At 44.6% G+C, this 19,018-nt stretch carries 16 protein-coding genes and 1 other RNA gene; 4 read left to right on the forward strand and 13 right to left on the reverse strand.

The annotated features are described in order from the left end of the window. Nucleotides 1–13 precede the first annotated feature (13 nt). The 3 genes from R4537_RS09950 to R4537_RS09960 are packed head-to-tail and all read right to left on the reverse strand — an operon-like array spanning nucleotide 14 to nucleotide 6,469. Nucleotides 14–3,643, reverse strand: a complete 3,630-nt coding sequence (locus R4537_RS09950; RefSeq protein WP_071178686.1) for a DEAD/DEAH box helicase family protein — start codon at nucleotides 3,641–3,643, stop codon at nucleotides 14–16. A 37-nt stretch (nucleotides 3,644–3,680) separates the two neighbouring features. Beyond that, nucleotides 3,681–4,862, reverse strand: a complete 1,182-nt coding sequence (locus R4537_RS09955; protein WP_071178685.1) for a restriction endonuclease subunit S — start codon at nucleotides 4,860–4,862, stop codon at nucleotides 3,681–3,683. After that, nucleotides 4,862–6,469, reverse strand: a complete 1,608-nt coding sequence (locus R4537_RS09960) for a type I restriction-modification system subunit M (protein ID WP_071178684.1) — start codon at nucleotides 6,467–6,469, stop codon at nucleotides 4,862–4,864. Before R4537_RS09960 ends, R4537_RS09955 begins: the two co-directional genes overlap by 1 nt. 202 nt (nucleotides 6,470–6,671) lie before the next feature. Here R4537_RS09960 and R4537_RS09965 point away from each other — a divergent pair, with 202 nt between their 5' ends. Beyond that, entirely contained in the window at nucleotides 6,672–7,538 is an 867-nt protein-coding gene (locus tag R4537_RS09965) for a GIY-YIG nuclease family protein (RefSeq protein ID WP_038939483.1), read from the forward strand. Here R4537_RS09965 and R4537_RS09970 read toward each other — a convergent pair. Both R4537_RS09970 and R4537_RS09975 read right to left on the reverse strand, forming a co-directional pair. Further along, nucleotides 7,535–8,917 carry a DEAD/DEAH box helicase gene (locus R4537_RS09970; RefSeq protein ID WP_071178683.1) on the reverse strand — a complete coding sequence of 461 codons (1,383 nt, stop codon included), beginning with the start codon at nucleotides 8,915–8,917 and terminating at the stop codon, nucleotides 7,535–7,537. The two genes, R4537_RS09965 and R4537_RS09970, sit on opposite strands and share 4 nt — an antisense overlap. Then, nucleotides 8,911–9,456 carry a hypothetical protein gene (locus R4537_RS09975; protein WP_071178682.1) on the reverse strand — a complete coding sequence of 182 codons (546 nt, stop codon included), beginning with the start codon at nucleotides 9,454–9,456 and terminating at the stop codon, nucleotides 8,911–8,913. Before R4537_RS09975 ends, R4537_RS09970 begins: the two co-directional genes overlap by 7 nt. Before the next feature lie 101 nt (nucleotides 9,457–9,557). On the opposite strand from R4537_RS09975, the gene R4537_RS09980 reads away from it, so the two are divergent. Next, nucleotides 9,558–9,866: a helix-turn-helix domain-containing protein gene (locus tag R4537_RS09980; RefSeq protein WP_071178681.1), complete on the forward strand. Its 309-nt coding sequence runs from the start codon at nucleotides 9,558–9,560 to the stop codon at nucleotides 9,864–9,866. A 3-nt stretch (nucleotides 9,867–9,869) separates the two neighbouring features. Here the strand turns inward: R4537_RS09980 and R4537_RS09985 are convergent, their stop codons facing one another. The 6 genes from R4537_RS09985 to R4537_RS10010 form a co-directional block, all read right to left on the reverse strand. Beyond that, nucleotides 9,870–10,967, reverse strand: coding sequence for a TniB family NTP-binding protein (locus R4537_RS09985; RefSeq protein ID WP_071178680.1), 1,098 nt, complete (start codon nucleotides 10,965–10,967; stop codon nucleotides 9,870–9,872). Continuing rightward, nucleotides 10,933–12,798 carry a Mu transposase C-terminal domain-containing protein gene (locus R4537_RS09990; RefSeq protein ID WP_071178679.1) on the reverse strand — a complete coding sequence of 622 codons (1,866 nt, stop codon included), beginning with the start codon at nucleotides 12,796–12,798 and terminating at the stop codon, nucleotides 10,933–10,935. Before R4537_RS09990 ends, R4537_RS09985 begins: the two co-directional genes overlap by 35 nt. A gap of 2 nt (nucleotides 12,799–12,800) precedes the next feature. Beyond that, the gene (locus R4537_RS09995) at nucleotides 12,801–13,424 is read right to left on the reverse strand and encodes a TnsA endonuclease N-terminal domain-containing protein (protein ID WP_071178678.1); all 624 of its coding nucleotides are present in this window, start codon (nucleotides 13,422–13,424) and stop codon (nucleotides 12,801–12,803) included. A gap of 119 nt (nucleotides 13,425–13,543) precedes the next feature. Further along, nucleotides 13,544–13,640: signal recognition particle sRNA small type (gene ffs, locus R4537_RS10000), an RNA gene on the reverse strand. A 130-nt stretch (nucleotides 13,641–13,770) separates the two neighbouring features. Then, nucleotides 13,771–15,792 (reverse strand): GGDEF domain-containing protein, encoded by a 2,022-nt coding sequence (locus R4537_RS10005; protein WP_071178677.1) that lies wholly within the window; start codon nucleotides 15,790–15,792, stop codon nucleotides 13,771–13,773. Between the two features lie 146 nt (nucleotides 15,793–15,938). Beyond that, nucleotides 15,939–16,682, reverse strand: coding sequence for a VP0952 family biofilm-associated protein (locus R4537_RS10010; protein WP_071178676.1), 744 nt, complete (start codon nucleotides 16,680–16,682; stop codon nucleotides 15,939–15,941). 50 nt (nucleotides 16,683–16,732) lie between these two features. On the opposite strand from R4537_RS10010, the gene R4537_RS10015 reads away from it, so the two are divergent. After that, entirely contained in the window at nucleotides 16,733–17,035 is a 303-nt protein-coding gene (locus R4537_RS10015; RefSeq protein WP_029627380.1) for a DNA base-flipping protein, read from the forward strand. 53 nt (nucleotides 17,036–17,088) lie between these two features. Here the strand turns inward: R4537_RS10015 and R4537_RS10020 are convergent, their stop codons facing one another. Beyond that, nucleotides 17,089–17,520 carry a YbaY family lipoprotein gene (locus R4537_RS10020; protein ID WP_000756880.1) on the reverse strand — a complete coding sequence of 144 codons (432 nt, stop codon included), beginning with the start codon at nucleotides 17,518–17,520 and terminating at the stop codon, nucleotides 17,089–17,091. Nucleotides 17,521–17,670: 150 nt separating this feature from the next. Here R4537_RS10020 and tesB point away from each other — a divergent pair, with 150 nt between their 5' ends. Further along, a complete protein-coding gene (tesB, locus tag R4537_RS10025; protein ID WP_000042747.1) occupies nucleotides 17,671–18,531 on the forward strand; it encodes an acyl-CoA thioesterase II in 861 nt (286 codons plus the stop codon). 8 nt (nucleotides 18,532–18,539) lie between these two features. Here the strand turns inward: tesB and R4537_RS10030 are convergent, their stop codons facing one another. Then, nucleotides 18,540–18,998 (reverse strand): Lrp/AsnC family transcriptional regulator, encoded by a 459-nt coding sequence (locus tag R4537_RS10030; RefSeq protein ID WP_000923262.1) that lies wholly within the window; start codon nucleotides 18,996–18,998, stop codon nucleotides 18,540–18,542. Nucleotides 18,999–19,018 lie beyond the last annotated feature (20 nt).

The raw sequence follows: 19,018 nt of genomic DNA on the forward strand, positions 1-19,018 counted from the left end.
AAACCTACAAATATTAAGCACTCTGGCTTTCTGCAACCACGGCATTCGCGTTCACTTTACGAATCACCCCAAACAACTCCACTACGGTGCCTTCATCAAAAAAGCCGTAGGCGCTTTCGCCATGGTTATCAGTAAAGGGTGGCTCGAACAGCTGTGACATATCGAGAATGCCGTTGTTGACGAGGTAGTCGATCACTTGGTCGATGAATTCAATCTGTTCAGCGTTATAAGACGCCTCATCGAGAAAGGCACTAAATGCTTCTCTAGCCGCATTCTGATCTAACCCAACTAATTGACGGATAAAGGTACCTAGAGGCTTCTCTTGTAAGATTTTCTCACGGTAAGTTTCAACATCGCTAATCCCACTCGCTTCCAATAGCAATCCTTCTAAAACATCCAAATCCGCTTGGGTGATGGCCTTATTGCGCTTTAGCTTTTGGATTGTTAAATGGTCTTGGTGGTCTTGAATATAGAGCTCAATTTTTTTGCGGTACTGGGCCAAATCAACACTCGGGTTCTTGTACACGTTTGTCACGTCATGGACACCTTGCACTTCATCTGCAAAGTTGGTGTACACCATCTCTTTTTTATCTTTGTCCAACGCAAACATGAGATTGCGTAATTTACGACGCAGCTCTTCCAGCGTGACTAAGTGGATGTCTTGCCAAAACTCTTGAGTCTGAACATCTTGAATGAGCGATAACTGAGCCTGTACTGCTGGAATGGTGGATTTGGCTTCTAACTGCTCGGCGAACTCGATCACTCTTCCACGGAGCATTTCAGAGATCATGCCTTTCTCTAACAGGTCTAACTGCATGGTTAACACTAAGCTATCAAAGCGGTGTGATAGGTGATTAAGTTGCTCATCAGAATTAAAGGCTTCCGCTTCCGTTGGCAGCGGTGAAATCTGATTTTCTAGCTCAGTAAACTTAGCGTCATCAATGTTATCCCAATACTTACGGTCTAAAAACGGCTCAATCGATCGACGCTTCGGCCTTACGATAAAGTTATCGAGATTCATCCCGATGACAATGTGGTGCAACATATCCAGTTGGTAACGGTTTAACTCAGAATAGCGCTCATAGTCTTCTGGGTTTTGCTCGCGGAACTCTTCATTATTCAACTTGCTGTTGAGTAATGTGCTGAGTAGAACGCGTTTTTCGAACACCTGTTGAGTCACTGGTTTCGCGACGCCTACAGGTAAACCTTCGGGATTCGCATCGAAGTATTCAAAGTTCTGGCAGTAATCAAACACCTTGAAGGTTTTCTTGTCGTCATTCGGGCCAAACAAGTCTTTGCACAAGCGTGTTCCACGGCCAATCATCTGGGTGAATTTGACCTTCGAACGCACCACTTTAAAGAACACAAGGTTAACCACTTCAGGCACGTCGATACCGGTATCAAGCATGTCGACCGAAATAGCTATCCGGCAGGTAGGGTTTTTCGGGTCAAAGTCTTTACGCTCGTTTTCGTCACCGCTGAATTCATCAATTAAGCTTTGAGCATAAGTTTCTTTGAAGGTGATCACTCGCGCTAGCTTGCCAGCCCATTTGGGGTAGTTTTTATTGAACATTTTCTCAAGGAAAAGCGCATGATCATTGTTAGCAGCAAAGATGATGGTTTTACCAATCACATCACCACCTTCAACATGAATTCCACCATGCTCATCTTTACTCATTAACTGAGCAAACATCTTCTCGGCAGTATCTTGGTTAAATAAGAACTTGTTGACCTCCGAGGGCAATACTTCGTCCCTGTCTTGCAGCTCCGCTTTGTTTTCCCACTCTTCTTGTTCTTCAGGTGATAAGTCTTTGTACTTTACCCCTTCACGTAGGAACTTGGTCGCGACAGAAATCTTAGTTGGCGGCACAAGAAAACCTTGGTCATACGCTTTTTCGTCTTCATAAGCGTAGGTTGGCATCCCTTTTTGCAGGTCAAAAATGCCATAAGTATCTTTTTCAACTTCGTCTTTGGGTGTTGCTGTTAAGCCTAGGAGAAAGCCGTCGAAGTATTCAAATATCTGGCGATACTTTGAATACACGGAACGGTGCGCTTCATCGACAACAATCAAATCGAAATGACCGACGCCAAAGGGTCGCTCATTCGCGCCACGATCAAGCAAATTCTTCATGGTTGGGTATGTCGAGAAGTACAAACGGCTATCGATGTTGTCTTTGCTTTGGCTGGAGTCAAGAATTGAGCAACTGACACGAGGCAGTAGCTTAACAAAGTTCTTCTTGGCTTGGGTGAGTAGTGCATTGCGGTCAGCAAGAAACAGAATGTTCTTAACCCAATTATTCTTCACCAACAAATCAACAAGGCTGATCACGGTACGAGTTTTGCCCGTACCCGTCGCCATCACGAATAGCCCTTTGCGCTCATGTTCTAGCTCAAAATCTTGCAATAGTTTGGTGATGGCTGATTTTTGATAATGGCGGTTGGTGATGTCGTTGTTGATCACCAGATTGCTGTTCGGTTGGCCATTTTCAAAGAAAGGTTTGCGGTCGGTACGACGCTTCACCATAAGCTCAAGTTCGGCTTTGGTGTAAAAGCCCTGAACTTGACGTGGCGGGTAGAAATGATCATCCCACAGATACGTTTCATACCCGTTGGTGTAAAAAATCACCGGACGCACACCACACTGTTTTTCTAAGCAATCGGCGTAAAGCTTGGCTTGTTGTTGCCCATCTTCGGCTCGGCGGTGAGTGCGTTTTGCTTCAACAACCGCGAGCGCCGTGCCGTCATCTCCCCATAGAACGTAGTCAACAAAGCCATTGCCATTAGGGTTGGCCTGCGAAATTGGCATGCCAGATACAGGGTATTCACGGTCTCGCTTATGCTCGAGTTTCCAACCCGCTTCATGGAGAAGCACATCGATAAGATAAGTGCGTGTTTCTGCCTCGTTGTAATCGTGGGCATCTGTGACTTTTTCCGCACTTTGTTTGGCTTGTTCTATCTGCTCAAGTAAGGCTTGGTTCGCGGCTTTTAGCGCCTCGTTTTCTTTGAGCTGCTTGAGGTAAGCTTCACGCTCGACTTTGTCCGCTTGCTCTAGCAGCGTCTCTAGCTCTTGAACCCGCTTGATGCTGCTTAGCGCTTTCGTCGCCACGGCTGCATCAATTGAGACATACTGTGGGATAAGCGCTTCATCAAAAGGTGGAACCACAAACTTACTGCGATCAAGATTAGGGGTGTAAGTGCGAATAAACCAATAGAGCACATGGTGCAGCTCTTTCACCGCTTGCAAAGCATCACGCTGTGGCAGTGTAGTTTTGCTGTGTACCGCCTCGTTACCCACCTTGATAACTAACTTGAGCTTAGGAAATAGATTTGTGGTAAGGCTTTGCTTAAAGCCACTGTCATGAATGAGTGACATTAAGGCCACATCATGGCGCGGGCGAGTCAGCCAGTTATCAATGTCAAATACGGTTTCAACCATTAACTCCAAGGCATTGCGGGCATAGAAACCAGCAATGCGCGGATCGGTCTTGATGTTGCGCTCCGCATTTTTGGCGCGAGTTTGAATTTCGGCACAACGCGTGGTGTATACATCGCTGCCACCGCTGCGGGCAACGTCCATAAACGCAAAGTTACTCTTGTGAACAATAGAGCCTTGAGCGTCTTTTGAATCAACCGTCTCTGACATTGAATTTCCTTTTTACATCATTATTTTTTAGTATTCGTTATAGCGTTAACTCGCCTTTAAAGGCTTTTTGCATTAGGGCGTTAAAGTTGGCTTGATAAGAACCTCGTAGCTCTTTAAGAGTGTCCTGCTGCTCCCAAATACCAACAATAGAGCGAGTGTATTTTTCAATTTCACTTTCAGGTGGCAAGGGCAAAGTAAGGTCATACAACTTTGACTTTGCAATATTTGGCATTGAACCAGCTGCACCTGAAGCTAAGGCCCTAACTTTTAAATTAAAGCTTTGATTGTTTAGTAGTCCCCATAGATACACTTTTAATTGTTCAGGCATTTGAAATCGAAAAATCAAATCCGGGAGCATCAACTGTTCAGGTGTTTCTCTAACGTAAGCACACGCACCGACTAGTTCATACGTATTTTTCCTAGTGAATAGCAAATCGCCCTGTTTGAGCTCTATATCAGGGTTTGGCAAAGTGCCTTCAAGTATCGCTTTGTTCTGGTCAGGTCTGTATAACCCACCTGTGACAGCACTTAACTTTAATATGCCCCATTCATTATTGAGTGCGGGTCTGCTTTCACATTTTGGGCTTTTACCACCCTGAATTGACACAACTACATTTGAAAGAGCACGAACATCCCACCCCTTCGGGTTCGTTACCGGATCACCAAACATATCAATAAACAGTGACTGAGCGAGGCTGTTTAGTTCTTGCTCCAAAAGCTTACCGTCTTTACGCAGTTGGTCAGCTTTCTCTAGCACCGCTGCGATTTGCTTTTGGGTTTCTAGTGGTGGGAGTGGAAAACTAACAGTCTTAAGGTAGGTTGCTGAAATATTGGGTTGAGCACCACCTACGCCATCTCTAATAAAATCATTTTTTTTAGATATCAAAAAGTAGTAAAGGTAATTTGTGTCAACTTTTTCATTTGGTAAAAACGCGGCACATGCTTGGTTTGTCGCAGCTTCAATATCCAATATTGAGCAAGCACCGATAGTTGCACCGTACATTGCCAGCAACACAGTCCCCTTAGGGAACAATTTTGCTGATGACTTATCTAACCCTAATTGAGTTATATACTCAGATGCTTGCTGAATTCTACATTTGTGTAAGTCACCTGTTTTTATCCACGGTATATCCCCATTATCGTAGTAAGATTTCTCTCTGCGGCTGGGAGTACCGCCGGAGCTAATTTTGAACAAATCACCTAGAGTAACAAATTCCATTACAGTAACTTCTCCAACTCAGCAACACCCTTCGCCATCTTCTCTTGCAAGGTTTTAATTCGCCCTAATATCTCTTTTGGCGAGTCGTACTGCACTTCTTCATACACCACTTCTTTGTAGCGGTTGATGCTTAGATCGAAGTCGTTATTGGTGATGTTTGATACCGGAACCATAAAGCTCTGCTCGGTTCTCTTACGCTGGTATTCTGGGCTATCGCTGTTCGGCGTATTGTCGGCATTAGTTAGGGTTTTAAAGCGCGCGATGATATCGGCAATATTGCTTTGCTCATGAGTCGGCACTTCACCATCTTTGAATAGCTGCGTGCGCTTATCATCGAGTGAGTAACCATCTGCCTGCATATCGTAGAACCAAACGTTATCGGTACCGCCACTATTGGTTTTGGTGAAGATAAGAATCGCAGTACTTACCCCTGCGTAAGGTTTAAACACCCCTGAAGGTAAAGAGATCACCGCTTCCAGCTTCTGCTCGTTAACGATTTTCTGACGAATACTCTGGTGAGATTTGGTGGAGCCAAAAAGAACGCCATCCGGCACAATCACCGCTGCACGGCCACCGACTTTGAGCATGCGAAGAATCAACGCTAAAAACAGCAGTTCAGACTTTTCGGTTGGACCTTTCTGTTTCACCTCAACTTGAATTTCGTTGCCCTGTTCGTCGATTTCGGTTTTGAACTTTGGTGCCGATTTTTTAACGATAGGGTTCTTACCCAGTGCGCGCAGCAAATCTGGTGCGACGATGTCAAAATCCACCGAGCCTTTGAATGGGGGGTTAGCTAAGATGAGGCTGTAGGCTTCGGAGATATTCTCACTGCCTTGATCCTGCAAGCTATCACGGTAATGCACCGACGGGTTTTCAATCCCATGCAGTAGCATGTTCATGGCACCGATGCGCAGCATGTGTCTATCAAAGTCAAAGCCAGTGAACATTTCATTATTAAAGTGCTTACGGTTTTCCGGTTTGTTCACTTCTTTCGCGTGATGCTCTTCAACGTACTCAACCGCCGCCATTAAGAAACCACAAGTCCCTGATGAGGGGTCACAAATGGTATCGCCCACTTTGGGCTGCATCAGCTCGACCATCATTCGGATGATATTACGCGGGGTACGAAACTGACCGTTTACACCTGACTGTTGCAGCTTACTTAGCAGGTACTCGTACAAATCGCCCTTGGTGTCTTTGTCGTCCATGTTAATGGCGCTGAGCAGTTGCACGACCTGATCGAGTAGTTTGGCCGATGGGATCATGAAAATCGCATCTTTCATATGCTCCGCAAAACTACCTTCGTTTTGCAGCGTTTTGATTTTGGGGAACACACGATCACGGACGATTTCCATCATGACGTCTGGATCTTTATCTTTGAAATTGCTCCAGCGCAGGGCTTGCTCGTCTGGTCCAAAGGTTGGGTTATTCAGCGGCAGACCTGTGGCTTGGCTGCGGCGCTCAGCGGTCTTTTGAAGTTCGTCTAAACGACGAATAAACAGCAGGTAGGAGATCTGCTCAATCACTGAGATGGGGTTAGCGACGCCGCCTGTCCAAAACATTTCCCAAACTTGGTCGATCTGATTACGAATTTTGCCTGTTAGCATGGTGATTCTCTTTGGTAAATTGTTCGTCTCTTAACAACAAGAAAACAACTTAATGATGTATCGATTTATCGCGTGATTTTACCATACAAACTCAGTTTTACGTTAATGTGCATCACATTGAATTACTTATGAATAAAAGTGCTATTTTTTATTCAGTTAGCTAGTATCTAGCGCATCGATTTTTGTGAAAAAGTGAACGACGATGACGAGAGGAACTCAGCTCAAAATATACCTAGCGAATGGCTCTGTTACAGGTATTCGACATGCGGAAATTGTCAACTGGACAGGTCAAGCGATTGCCGTACCCAGAGTACACATCAAAGAACTCTCTGAATGGGAAGAAACGCATCGTCCCGGCGTGTACTTTTTGTTCGGATACAATGCAGATAGTGGTAATAGCCTTGTTTATGTTGGGGAGGCTGAGCACATTCAAAAACGATTGTCGCAACACTTAGCAGGCAAAGAATTTTGGAATGAAGCGATTTGCTTTACCAACAAAGATGAAAACTTAACAAAAGCACACGTTAAGTATCTCGAAGCTCGTTTAATCGAAATCATCGTAGAATCAAAACGATACGATCTTGATAATGACAAACTACCTCCAGCGTCCTCACTACCTAGAGGCGAAAGGGATGCAATGGAGACTTTCATTGATAACATTCGCACTGTTATTGGCTCCCTAGGTCATAAATTATTGGAGCCAAGGGTGTCTCTAACCTCTCCTTCTCAAACAAACGAACCAGAAAACACTGTATTACAGCTTAAGGTCAAAAAAGTGGATGCTAAAGCAATGCTTACGGATGAAGGCATTGTTGTGTTGAAAGGTTCTCAAGCGCTAACCACCGCACAGCCTAGTTTGTCTAAAGGCTATACGAAGCTACGCAGTAACCTCGAAGAAAAAGGGATTCTAACGCCATCTGGCGATCATCTCGTCGCGGTTGAAGATATTCTCTTTACAAGTGCCTCGCAAGCCGCCGCCGTCTTACTTGGCTATCCTTGCAGCGGCCCCGATTACTGGAGAGACACTTCTGGTAAAACGTTGAAAGAGATTGAAGCCGAATCCGTTTAAGTGAACGCGGCGATGACACGTTGTTTAAACTGTCCTAATCGCAATTCGTCATATAAGAGGGTGTTGTTTGTATTATTTGACTCAATAACAGCAGCAATATTTTCCCAACTCAGTGTGCTCGGTTGGGAATAACTTGATTGGATTCGATCACTTACCGTGCTCGATAATGAAATGGGTTCATCGGCAACATTCTGCGCTCCCTCTTCTTGCTTAAGGAACATACAGGTGTCTGGAATATCCTGTTCAATTCTTTCAGCAAACCCAATCAAACTTTCTTCAGCAAAGGTATACAACCATGCTTCTTGGTTCATTGAGTCGTTAACTCTCAATATTCTTCCAAGGACCTGCCTGAAATAGAGTTCTGTTTTCACTGAGCTCATATGACAGCAAACCTGCAACCGGGGAATATCCGTACCTTCACTTATCATCCCAACACTGACTATCCACTGAACATTCGAGTGTCGAAAAGATTCAATTTCATTTAGTGGGTTTACATGGTGATAAGTCACAATGCTGGCTGATTGATTAAACTGCTCGACCAAACGTTTTTGAATATCTTTCGCGTGCTTGATAGAAGCAGCGACCACTAACCCGCCTGCGTTTGGCGAAAGTTCCCTGATCTGCGCTAGCTTTTTACAGGCACTGTTCAAGATGTAATGCATCGCTTCTTCATTGTGAATGACGCTTTGATAAGAAATATCAGATTGTTTAAGGCAATCCAAAATGGACGCAAAATGTTGCCTATTGCCTCCAGACGTAATACTCAAATGCTCATTATCGATTAAGACAATTTTCGGTTGGCGACAAACTCCGTCTACAACCGCTTGCTTTAAGCCATACTGGTAATCGCAGATAAGCATCCCTTCAGGGTCAGAATATTCTGCCATCACAATCGGCAGTCTGTCTGAACGCCAAGGAGTGCCTGACAATGCCAGCGTGTATCGTGCAAGTCCTTGTATCTTTGAGACTATCTCTACACCCCAAGAGTTTGATCGACCATCTTCTTCAAACGAACAGTGATGAATTTCATCAAATACGACTAAAACTCGATGTTTGCTGATAGTGTTCCAAAAGTTATCGTCAAAAAAACGGATAGATTGGTAAGTATAAGATCCTCCGAGAGAACCTAACCCTCCGTTAAATGAGCACTCTAATTTCCATGCAAACGTTTTTTGCATCCCTTCAGCTACAGACAAAGATGGAGAAAAACAGAGCACTAAGTCAATCATACCTTCTTCAAATAAGCGCCTTGCCACCTCGGCAGCCATAACGGTTTTACCTGCACCAGGGGTCGCTTGGCAGAAGAAATGCGGTCGTCGATTGGATGCAAATTTATTGATAGCCCGCTCTGCACAATCGGCTTGCCATGCTCTTAGCATTGTAGAGCCCTACCTTGTACCACCTGTATCCAGTTGGTTAGTGCATTGATTTTGCCCAATAGCTTAGCTGATCGCTCTCTCGCTGCGTTAAATAGAGGTTGCATCTTTTGTCTGCTGTGTGGGAAACGCGTCAATAGCGACTGATATTCCTCTATCTCCCCTAGAGTAATCGCGAGCTCTCCTTCATATTGTTTTTTCTCTTGCTCCAATACCATTAGAGGTGTATCAGCAGTTTGAACCGCTATTGGATCAACATTAACTTTACTCTTTCTAGCCACCCTGGGCTCGACTGTGAGCGCTTTGAACTCACTAGTTTGACGGTAACGTTTCGATCTGTAAGTCCCAATAGTGGCAAGCCAACCTTTCTCCTCGAATGATAGAAGTTGCTTATATATATACTTTCGAGCGTCATCTTTACTCGGGAAGGTTACATTACTGCTTAGTAAAGCATCTCTAGCATCTATGACTGAAAATCCATCCATTCTTTTTTCAATCAACAGGTTAAACATGTGAGGGTTAATTCTGGTTACTTTATTCATATCACTAGTACAAACAGCTAAAACTTAGGATTGCTAAGTATACAAAAATCAGTAAAACTTAGACAATCTAAGTTACCTAGAGGTTGAAAAGAAATGTGTAAGTGCAAAAAGACAACCCAATCCCAGAGAGGCTCAAAGCTGCGCGTAAAAAAGCCAAAATCACCCAAAAAGATTTAGGGGTGAAAATAGGCATGGAACCCAGCTCAGCAAGTGGGCGGATGAACCACTATGAGAAAGGTAGACATGTGCCCGATCTTGGCACGCTCGAACGAATGGCTGAAGAGTTAAACGTACCACTAAACTACTTTTTCTGTAGAAACGAGTTAAGTGCTGAACTGGCTTGCGTGATTGACAAAATGAGTGATGAAGAGAAAGCAGCGCTGTTGGACAGCCTAAGCCGTGACAAGTAGCCTCTAAGCTTTAAGCCCATTTTTGCTCAATAGCATGCTCAGCGGAATGGCATCCGTAAAACGAGGGGCCACTATCTTATCTTCAGTGGCGATTGCATTTAAGTTGTAAGCAGAACCAGAGTCAATTTGATGAAGACTAAGCTGCTCTAAAGGACGATCAAACGGGTTATCTAGGTAGGGAAACTTAAATGTAAAAGTGCGTGACAATATTGTTTTGTCTATCGTATCCGCATTGTCGTTGAAGCTCATAAGCAACGCGTCTTTCAAGAAGTGTTTTAACGCTCGACATTCTCCTCGGCACATTGCAAACAAAGGATATAGCAGTTCATTCTTTGTAAGTACTGGTGGTTCATCAAAGCACATTCTTGAACTCAAACCCGCGACAAATCTGGCGAAATGCTTTTTTTGTTCTAAGTCAAACCCATAGGATGTCTTTCTACTCAAATGGCTATTAGTTTTCAACAACTTGAAATAATGTATCTTTCTTCTCCAGCTTAGCCGCGAATTCCATTGTGGTTCTGTCGCTATCACATCAGCATAAGGCATACCCACAAGCACAAAAGAGACTCTTGCTTCTTCACTTATATATTTGAATGTGTTGGCAATAACTTGTCTCTGTTCTGCGGTTGAAAACTCAACAAGCTCTTGAATTTCATTAACAATAATCAGCTCAACAGATTTACGTTTAAGTTGCTTTACAACCGCTTCGCCAAGCGCAATTTCATTACGGCGCCGAATCCCTCGTCCTCCTGATTTACAATCTAAATCAACCAAAAATTGGGTCAGCGTATTCTGTTCATTGATACGACTTGGCACTCTAGTGCTTAATACTGGCTGCTTTCCCCAAGTTGAACCAGATTGAAAGCGTGACAAATAGTTGTTGATCAAAGCTGTCTTTCCACTTCCAGCCTCACCAGTTAACAAGAAAGATTCAGGTTCACCACCTAAAGAGTGATTGAAACGAAGTTGATCGAAAATGGAGTAGATTTCAGTTATCGCGGGATACTCGATAAAGCAGGTTTCAAAAGACTTTAGCTGCTCAAGCTGCTTTGGCGTTAAATTCAAACTAATACCCTTCAATATCTTCAAAATCATCGTCATCTAAGTACTCTGAGGCATCGGAAACAACCTCAGATTTGAGCCTAACAGGAGTCACGTTGATTGAGTTTGGTCCCTCAGATCCGACATCATTAAACTTTGCTAGTTTCGACGTGTTACCTGTTTTAGGAAGGTTGGGCTTGCTACTTTTAACACGACGGAATCTATCGGTTTCTTCGTGGATACGTTTTTTCATATATAGAAATGTATCCGCAAGAGCCTCATCATCAGCAAGATCCTTGGTGTTCAGTCTGCGTACTTTTTGTATGCGCTGGTGTTCAAAAAGTGAAAGTCCGTTTGTATACCCGCTGTTGTCTACTGCTGGAACTTTTATGTACTTCTTTTCTGATTCTAGGTAAACATGAATGTAGCTGATATCAGAAGGATCTGTTTTGGTCTTAACAAAGAGCTGTTTGCCATTATTAGGTGTGCAATATTTTCGGTATTCAATAAGCTCGGCGGACTGATAGCGTAAGTTATGCAGCCTGATCCCGGCCACTCCAATCGTCCTGTGTCTAAGCAATCCTAACTCTACTCTGAGTTGCTCCTTCTCAGCACCGTCATAGTAAGACGGCGTCCATTTCGATTGGTGCCACTTGTGGTATGGGATCTCGCGCTCTCTAGAATCAGGCTTCATGTGGTAATAGTCGACAATCCATTTATGAAGTAATTCAAGAAATACCGATACCCTAACCACCGCATCCTTCTTTGGATTGTAATCTTGTAGTTGAGTAGGATTGGTGAAGGTTTTTCCAGGCAGCGCGTTAACTAACCCTTTATTCATTTGATCGAACAACTTTTCGATCCCTGACTTTCGCCAAGGCTTCGCTGCTTGACTGTATTGAATGTTGGACACCAAAGGCCGTAACGAATCTTCCAAGCTTTGACTCCAAAACTCGGTACCATTATCAACGACCAAGCAAGCAATCTTACCGTGGCAAGGCCACTCATTCTCAATCGATGGATACTTTGCTTTAAGCCAGCTTTTATCCAAAAGTGAATTCAACAGAGCCTTTCTAACAGAGTCAAAGCTTGGCTCTCTAAAGTTGATACTGCAACCAACAATGCACTTACTGAAACGGTCATAAAGCATCGTCAAATAAGGGCGGCCCAAAGGAATATCTAGCTCATCGTCAATCAAAATCACAGGAACTGGGGTATGGTCTATTTCAACAAACTCCATAGGTTTAGTTGCAGCGACCTGCTGACCAACCGAGCGATACTCCCGATCTGCATATCTCTTACCAAATCTCGCAATCGCCACTTCATAAGGGGGTAACTCATTTATTCGATTGTAAAAAGAACGTTCGGCAATTGGCTTGATTTTTCCTTCAACAATCCCTCGATTCATTTGAATCACTCGACTCTTATAATATCGGTATGCTTCTGCAACGCTAAGTCGTTCACGTGTCAGGTATACGTTCTGAATAGCCTCATCAATAAAGGATTGCGAATCCATTTCTTTCTGGCGATTACCCTTAAACGTATGCTTCGGAATAAGTGCCCATGGTTCTCTACCTGCTTCAGAGTAGGATTTTTTCCAAGTTGCTACAGTCCGCCAACTAGGGGGAGTCAGCTGTAATTCTGACTCAACAAGACTTAAGATGGGGTTCAAGTTTTTCTCAGTCCACCCACCTTTCAAGCGCTTCTCCACAAAGGTAATCACTTTTATGCGGCGAAGAACCTCTTCCTGAATTTTTGCTGGCAAACTATCTATGGTCGATGATATTTCAACGGGTTCTAGAATTAGTTCTTTTGGGAGCAATTGTGATTCTTCTTCTGACGCTTCAAACTCATCAAAGAACCCAAATATACTATTAGAGTCCGGTGGCATAGTTAGCACCAAACGCAAGTTTCTAGGCCAAAGCCAATAGTGTTGAGATCTGTTTTAACGTGCCCCGAAGAGATCCAAGGTAGAATAGAGATAAGCGTGTCTTGCTCTGATAGACCAAAATACAAAGACACCTCTTGCAACTTCACCATTTGCTTGCGTTGAATAAATGCCAAAACTCGCTTTTGAAATTCGGTCACTGTTCGCAATCCTGAGTAGCGGTGTAACAACTTAAAGTTATCTAGCGTTGGCCCCATCCTGATTTGCTTCTCAGTAACAAGAACTAACCGTCTGTTGAACTCACTCAACGCTACTCTCTGCTTTTCTTCAAAGCGCTCCCTAAAATCAGGTTTAAGAATCTGGCTAGAGTGTTTGACCTCGAAGAATGTTGATTGCTCATTGTGACCTATTGCTAAAAAGTCAGGGGTATATCGACACTTACGGTTATTGAATAGATAGTGGAAACCAAAAGGTTGAGAGGTAAAACTTTTGATGTTTGGGTTGTATTCGAGGTGAAAACAGAAATCGAACTCCAGAATGGAGAGAGTGCGAACAACAGCATCATTCTTCAAGCTCATGAACTTACAGATGTTGTGCACATGAGATGATTTCTTAGTTTGGTCAAACATAGCTAAGTCACTTTTGTTGTAAACCTACAACAAAACGTAGTCTATGCAGACTTATAGTGCAAATTTGCGAAATATTCTGCAATTTATGCGAACTTATTTTGCAAACATCAGATGGGCGGAGGCCCCAGCCACATCCCGGCACACACATCATCCGCTGTGGCTGCTCCCTTCCGGATCTGACCAGGTTCACGAACTAGTGTTGCGGGAGGACCAGGGCCCCCATCGATTTGAGTTTGGATTGCTCCAAAGCGGGTGCGATTATTAAACATCGACTTAGGCAATGCAAGCGATAATCCTGATTTACCCCCACATTGCCTATCAACCGAACAGCATTTCACCAGTTTGATTAAACGATGTGTAATCCTTTTACCTTGCTGGCAGCCTGAAATGGCGATTGCGTCGATTCCGCCTTGGCGCGATACATCGCAATATCCGCTTGGTGCATCACATCATTGAGTGATTCGGTCCGTTCACGATTCTTAGCAATACCAATCGCCACACTCACTTCAAAACTGACATCGCGCTCTGCATCCACAAACATAAAACGTTCACATTGCGCAACCACATGTTCAAGCCGCTTAGCAGAACATTCACCGATTAAAATAAATTCATCCCCACCAATCCGATAGCTGCGCCCACGCCATACCGCTTCGATGCGCTGAGCCAACTGCTTAAGGACTTTGTCCCCCACTTCATGCCCATACTGATCATTGATCGATTTAAACGTATTCACGTCAAGATAAACCAAGCTTAGGCGAGGCGATAACCCGCGGCGGTATCGGTTATACAAAGCACGACGATTGCGCAACTTAGTAAGGTTATCGGTATGTGATATGCTATGGAGGTAAAACGCCACCATAAACAAAACGATGAAAGCCATGGCAAAAAGCCATTGAGTACTACGCTGATATTTCTTTTCCGCAAGTAATGTGGCTCGCCAATTTGGCTGATAATCATAGGTATGTATGATCTGTTCGGTATTGAGCATTTTAGTTGCCCGGGAAAACAGTGGAGCGAGGGTTGCACCCAGTGGATTTTTAGCAAAACCTATCGCAATGTCATATTGGTAGAAACTGCCAATCATGGTGTCTTCTACAATCGGTAACATCTCCGTTGACTCGCGAAGCAAGAGATTAAAATTGGCTCGATTGAGTACTATGTAGTCCACCTCTTTATTCAGTAAGGCTTGAACTTTCTCTTCCTGACTTGCGTAGCTGAACAAGATCTTGTTCGGCAGCATCTGCTGTAACAGCTCTTCAAAAAAATCGTCTTTGATGACGCCAATACGTTCAGCCACCAACTCAGACACATTGCTATACACATCGTCTTTATAGTGTTCACGTTTGACCAAAATCGCTTGTGGGTGATAGTAGCTTTCACTGAAGTAAGCGAGGTTTTTACGCTGCTGAGAAACCGTGATAGGAGCCAAAATATCGATGCTTTTATCCTGCAAATCATCAAACATGCTCTCCCATGTTTCTTGACCATTACTGACCAATTCGCATTTCAGCAGTAGCATCTCACAGGCCTGAAACACAACATCAGCACTGATCCCACGAACCGAACCGTCTGGCTGATAAAGTGCATATTGCGGGTTGTTCTCTAGCTTAACACGCAACACACGCTGCACGTTGAGTCCGCTCTCGACCACGGCTTGACGCAGAGCTTGCTTACGGATGTCCAATTGATACTTTTGGATCGATTCACGTAATAAACGTTGTACGTGAGCCGAATGCGCGTATTTTTCAATCTTCCCCAATAGCGCTGAGTGTTTGCCTTTAGGCGTCACAATAGAAACAGGCTGAATCGGTAATTGGTCGTTAAGGAGTTGTACATCAAGCCCTTTCAGTAGCATAGGTTTGAGCTGATTGATCGCATCAACCACTCCGTCTACTCGGCCACTTTCCAGCAAAGTGAGCGCTTCTAAATGCCCTTCATACTCAACTTGCTGGATATAGGGATAGTGTTCTTTTAGTAGGGTCCCGTAGATGGTTCCTTTCGGGATACCCACGAGGCGCAACTCGGGTAAACGTAGGCCACCATAACTGTAGAGATAGGTGTACTCGATGTTGGTTGGTCTTGAAAAATCAAAACGTTGAGCACGCAAATCAGTGTAAGTAATATTGGCAGCAAAATCGGCGTTGCCAGTCTCTATCGCCACCAGAATATCGTTAAAACTGGGGTAGTTGACGTATTCAATTTCAAGGTTGAAGTGGTGAGCAATCGAATCAAAAAGCACACGAGTCACCACGTCATCCGCTTCGGTGGCGACCTTATACGTCGTAGATGTTGCGGCTAAACTGCTGGTGGAAATCAATAGCCAACCTAGCCAAAGTAAGACTCGGCGTGAAAAAGCGTTAAGTAGCATAGACGTTGAATAATGGTATGTTGTATTTTTTGCTGCGCATTTTATCGTAAATACCCCCACCCCACTATCAACTTTAGGTAATAAATTTCATAGAGCCACCGATGCTTTATTAGGCTCTCATCTGGCTATTTAATGCACTCAATGGACTATTCGTGCGCTTCCTCTGTGCTTTTCAGTACATAGTCTGTGGTCCAAGCTGTGACCAAAATGCAGATCCATACCACAAAGACCGGATTGGGCACTTCTGTCGCGGGTGAAACGACTAACGCAGCAAAACTGACACAAGGTAGGCTCCATCCCAACAAGCTTCCCCAGTTTAAGGAAGGGGTTGCTTTAGGGATCAGGTTTTCGCATGCAGCAATAATTCCGGTTATCAGTAACGCTAAGGTGACCGCATAAAATTGCTCGGCCACCCAGAGCGGAATCACTAAAGCCAATGCCCACCAACTGTGAGCATGATTTGGTTTCCAACCTCGAGCTGCCCACCAGATCAACATCACCATAACTATCTGCACCACAGTCACCATAGCAGAGCCTTCCAGTTTACCCGCCGATTGCGTTACCATGATGCCTACTTGCAAAGTGAGTACAATCAAACCACTGACTAAGATCACTCCCCAGTTACTACGTGGAGAAAACGCCACCATCAACAGCGGAATAAGCACCCACTGACTGATAGACAACGCCACCGGTTGGAGTGGTAAGGTAAGGCCAAAGATCCCTATCGCGAGCAACATGACAACGCTGGAAAATCCTGATTTGGGCAATAACCAGAGAGCAGGGATCAAAAATGCGATGATCGGAATATCGCCCTCACTCAAACCTGCCACATACGCAGCAACAATGGAAAACAGAGTCGCGATGAGAAATTGTAAGGCAGACAGAATCATACCAACTCCCTATACCTATCCTTGGTAAACTTGTTTCGGGCACTTGTATTATGGACCAGTTTTTACAACAGATCTTTGTCGTGATTCACCAAATTCCGGTTGGTCGGGTTTCGACTTACGGCGCTATAGCCAAAATGGCTGGTTATCCGGGCTATGCACGCCATGTGGGCAAAGCGCTGGGTCATTTGCCTGAGAGTAGTCAGTTACCTTGGTTTCGAGTCATCAACAGCCAAGGCAAAATTTCACTGCAAGGGGAAGATTTTGTGCGCCAGCGGCAATTATTGTTAGCCGAAGGGATAGAGGTGAGTGACGCCGGGAAAATATCGCTACGTAAATATCAATGGCAGCCGTGATGGCTGCCATTGCACAATCGAAAAAGCTTTACGTAATAACGCCTTATCGCGAGTTATTCGCCATGCACACCAATCAGCATCATAGGTACGTGTTTAGTTGCTTCAGGATCGGTGATCACACCGTAATGAGTATCCGTGATGAAACGTAGCTTACCGTCGACTTCGATACGCGCACTCACACTGTAACGGTGACTCGCTTTGATCTTGCGGCTGTCATACGCTAGGTTGAACTCAAGTGGTACTTGCATACCATTAGTGATGAAGTTCTGTTTTGCAATAACCGTCGCTGGCGCATCAGCCAAGGAAACGTCTTGTAGGTAAACTGTCACCACCGCATTATCCGGCAACGCAATGCGCTCACGGTATGCCACACTCCCCGTAATCGATTGGATTTTATCTTGTGTCTTGTTGGATTCATTCATTTGGCAGCCTACGAGTACAGAACCAAACAGGATAGAGATAACAATAAGTAGAACCTTTTTCATAGCGCCTCACTACACAACTGGGAAACATCACATTCGAAAACCAGCAAATTATATGCCACCACGGTATTTGTGTCATTGGACAGCAGGATTATTGACAAATGTCTGACTAACATCACAAAATCATCAAACTACAAAAGAGGGTCCTAAGTCATGAGTAAACCGTTAGACGAATTATTAAGTCTGCTGCAATTGGAGAAACTGGAAGAGGGGTTGTATCGCGGTGCCAGCGAAAATTTGGGGCTTCCTCAAGTCTATGGCGGACAAGTGATTGGCCAAGCCTTGTCGGCAGCTCGCTACACGGTCGAGTCAGATCGCACTGTGCACTCTTTCCATAGCTATTTTCTTTACCCTGGCGATCCAGAAAAACCGATTATTTACGATGTAGAAAATCTTCGTGATGGCAAAAGCTTCAGCACTCGCCGTGTTAAAGCGATCCAAAATGGTCGGCCAATTTTTTATCTGACCGCATCCTACCATGGTGATGCACCGGGATTTGAGCACCAAAAAACCATGCCTGTGGTTCCGGGGCCTGAAAACTTTGCTTCCGAATCCGAGCTCGCGGCGCAGATTGCGCATTTCTTACCAGAAAAACTGCAAAAAGCCTTTTGTGGTGAAAAACCGATTGAGATGCGTCCCGTTACTGTCATCAACCCCTTGAAGCCAGAAAAAGCGGAGCCTAAGCAGTATTTGTGGATCCGAGCCAATGGCGATATGCCCGATGACCAGCTCATCCATCAGTATTTGCTTGGCTATGCGTCTGACTGGGGCTTCTTAGTCACCGCCTTGCATCCACACGGCGTTTCTCTGATGACACCAAAATTCCAAGTGGCAACCATTGACCACTCTATCTGGTTCCACCGTCCGTTTAAGATGGATGACTGGCTACTGTTTGCCATCGAAAGTCCTACGGCGAGCAATACACGCGGTTTAGTGCGTGGTGAGATTTATGATCGCCAAGGCAACTTGGTCGCAACAGCCGTCCAAGAAGGCGTGATGCGCTTTTTAAGCTGATCTCACGCTTAGAGCGGCAACTGAGTCGTGTATTTAAGTGACTCCATCGCAAAGGTGGAGGTCACTTTGTTCAACCCTTCGATACTATTGACCAGTTTTTTATAGAATCGGTCAAAACACGGCATATCTTTGACCTGCACCTTCATCATGTAATCGTATTCCCCCGCCATGCGATAAAACTCCATCACTTCGGGAAACTCTTCCACGGCAGTCACAAAGCGGCAGTACCATTCATGGGAGTGGTTATTGGTCGTCACCATGACAAAGGCCGTGAAAGAGAGGTCAAGGGCTTGCGCATCAAGCAGTGCGACTCGCTCGCGAATCACGCCACCTTCTTCCATTTTTTTCAAACGCTTCCAGCAAGGCGTTGTGGTTAAATTGACCGCTTCGGCTAATTCATTGAGTGACACGGTGCAGTCTTGTTGCAAAATGGCCAAGATTTGCCGATCAACTTTGTCGAGCAACATACAAATTGCCTTTTTTAGAG

It is taken from the genome of Vibrio paracholerae (assembly GCF_037672085.1).
Lineage (GTDB): Bacteria > Pseudomonadota > Gammaproteobacteria > Enterobacterales > Vibrionaceae > Vibrio > Vibrio cholerae.

What these genes read in the sequence shown, in the direction of transcription:
- R4537_RS09990 (WP_071178679.1), bottom strand. Translation starts at nt 12,798, where the DNA reads ATGCCACCGGACTCTAATAGTATATTTGGGTTCTTTGATGAGTTTGAA.
- R4537_RS09975 (WP_071178682.1), bottom strand. Translation starts at nt 9,456, where the DNA reads ATGAATAAAGTAACCAGAATTAACCCTCACATGTTTAACCTGTTGATT.
- R4537_RS09965 (WP_038939483.1), top strand. Translation starts at nt 6,672, where the DNA reads ATGACGAGAGGAACTCAGCTCAAAATATACCTAGCGAATGGCTCTGTT.
- R4537_RS09985 (WP_071178680.1), bottom strand. Translation starts at nt 10,967, where the DNA reads ATGACGATGATTTTGAAGATATTGAAGGGTATTAGTTTGAATTTAACG.
- R4537_RS09995 (WP_071178678.1), bottom strand. Translation starts at nt 13,424, where the DNA reads ATGTTTGACCAAACTAAGAAATCATCTCATGTGCACAACATCTGTAAG.
- R4537_RS10005 (WP_071178677.1), bottom strand. Translation starts at nt 15,792, where the DNA reads ATGCTACTTAACGCTTTTTCACGCCGAGTCTTACTTTGGCTAGGTTGG.
- R4537_RS10020 (WP_000756880.1), bottom strand. Translation starts at nt 17,520, where the DNA reads ATGAAAAAGGTTCTACTTATTGTTATCTCTATCCTGTTTGGTTCTGTA.
- R4537_RS09955 (WP_071178685.1), bottom strand. Translation starts at nt 4,862, where the DNA reads ATGGAATTTGTTACTCTAGGTGATTTGTTCAAAATTAGCTCCGGCGGT.
- R4537_RS09950 (WP_071178686.1), bottom strand. Translation starts at nt 3,643, where the DNA reads ATGTCAGAGACGGTTGATTCAAAAGACGCTCAAGGCTCTATTGTTCAC.
- R4537_RS10015 (WP_029627380.1), top strand. Translation starts at nt 16,733, where the DNA reads ATGGACCAGTTTTTACAACAGATCTTTGTCGTGATTCACCAAATTCCG.
- tesB (WP_000042747.1), top strand. Translation starts at nt 17,671, where the DNA reads ATGAGTAAACCGTTAGACGAATTATTAAGTCTGCTGCAATTGGAGAAA.
- R4537_RS10010 (WP_071178676.1), bottom strand. Translation starts at nt 16,682, where the DNA reads ATGATTCTGTCTGCCTTACAATTTCTCATCGCGACTCTGTTTTCCATT.
- R4537_RS09960 (WP_071178684.1), bottom strand. Translation starts at nt 6,469, where the DNA reads ATGCTAACAGGCAAAATTCGTAATCAGATCGACCAAGTTTGGGAAATG.
- R4537_RS10030 (WP_000923262.1), bottom strand. Translation starts at nt 18,998, where the DNA reads ATGTTGCTCGACAAAGTTGATCGGCAAATCTTGGCCATTTTGCAACAA.
- R4537_RS09970 (WP_071178683.1), bottom strand. Translation starts at nt 8,917, where the DNA reads ATGCTAAGAGCATGGCAAGCCGATTGTGCAGAGCGGGCTATCAATAAA.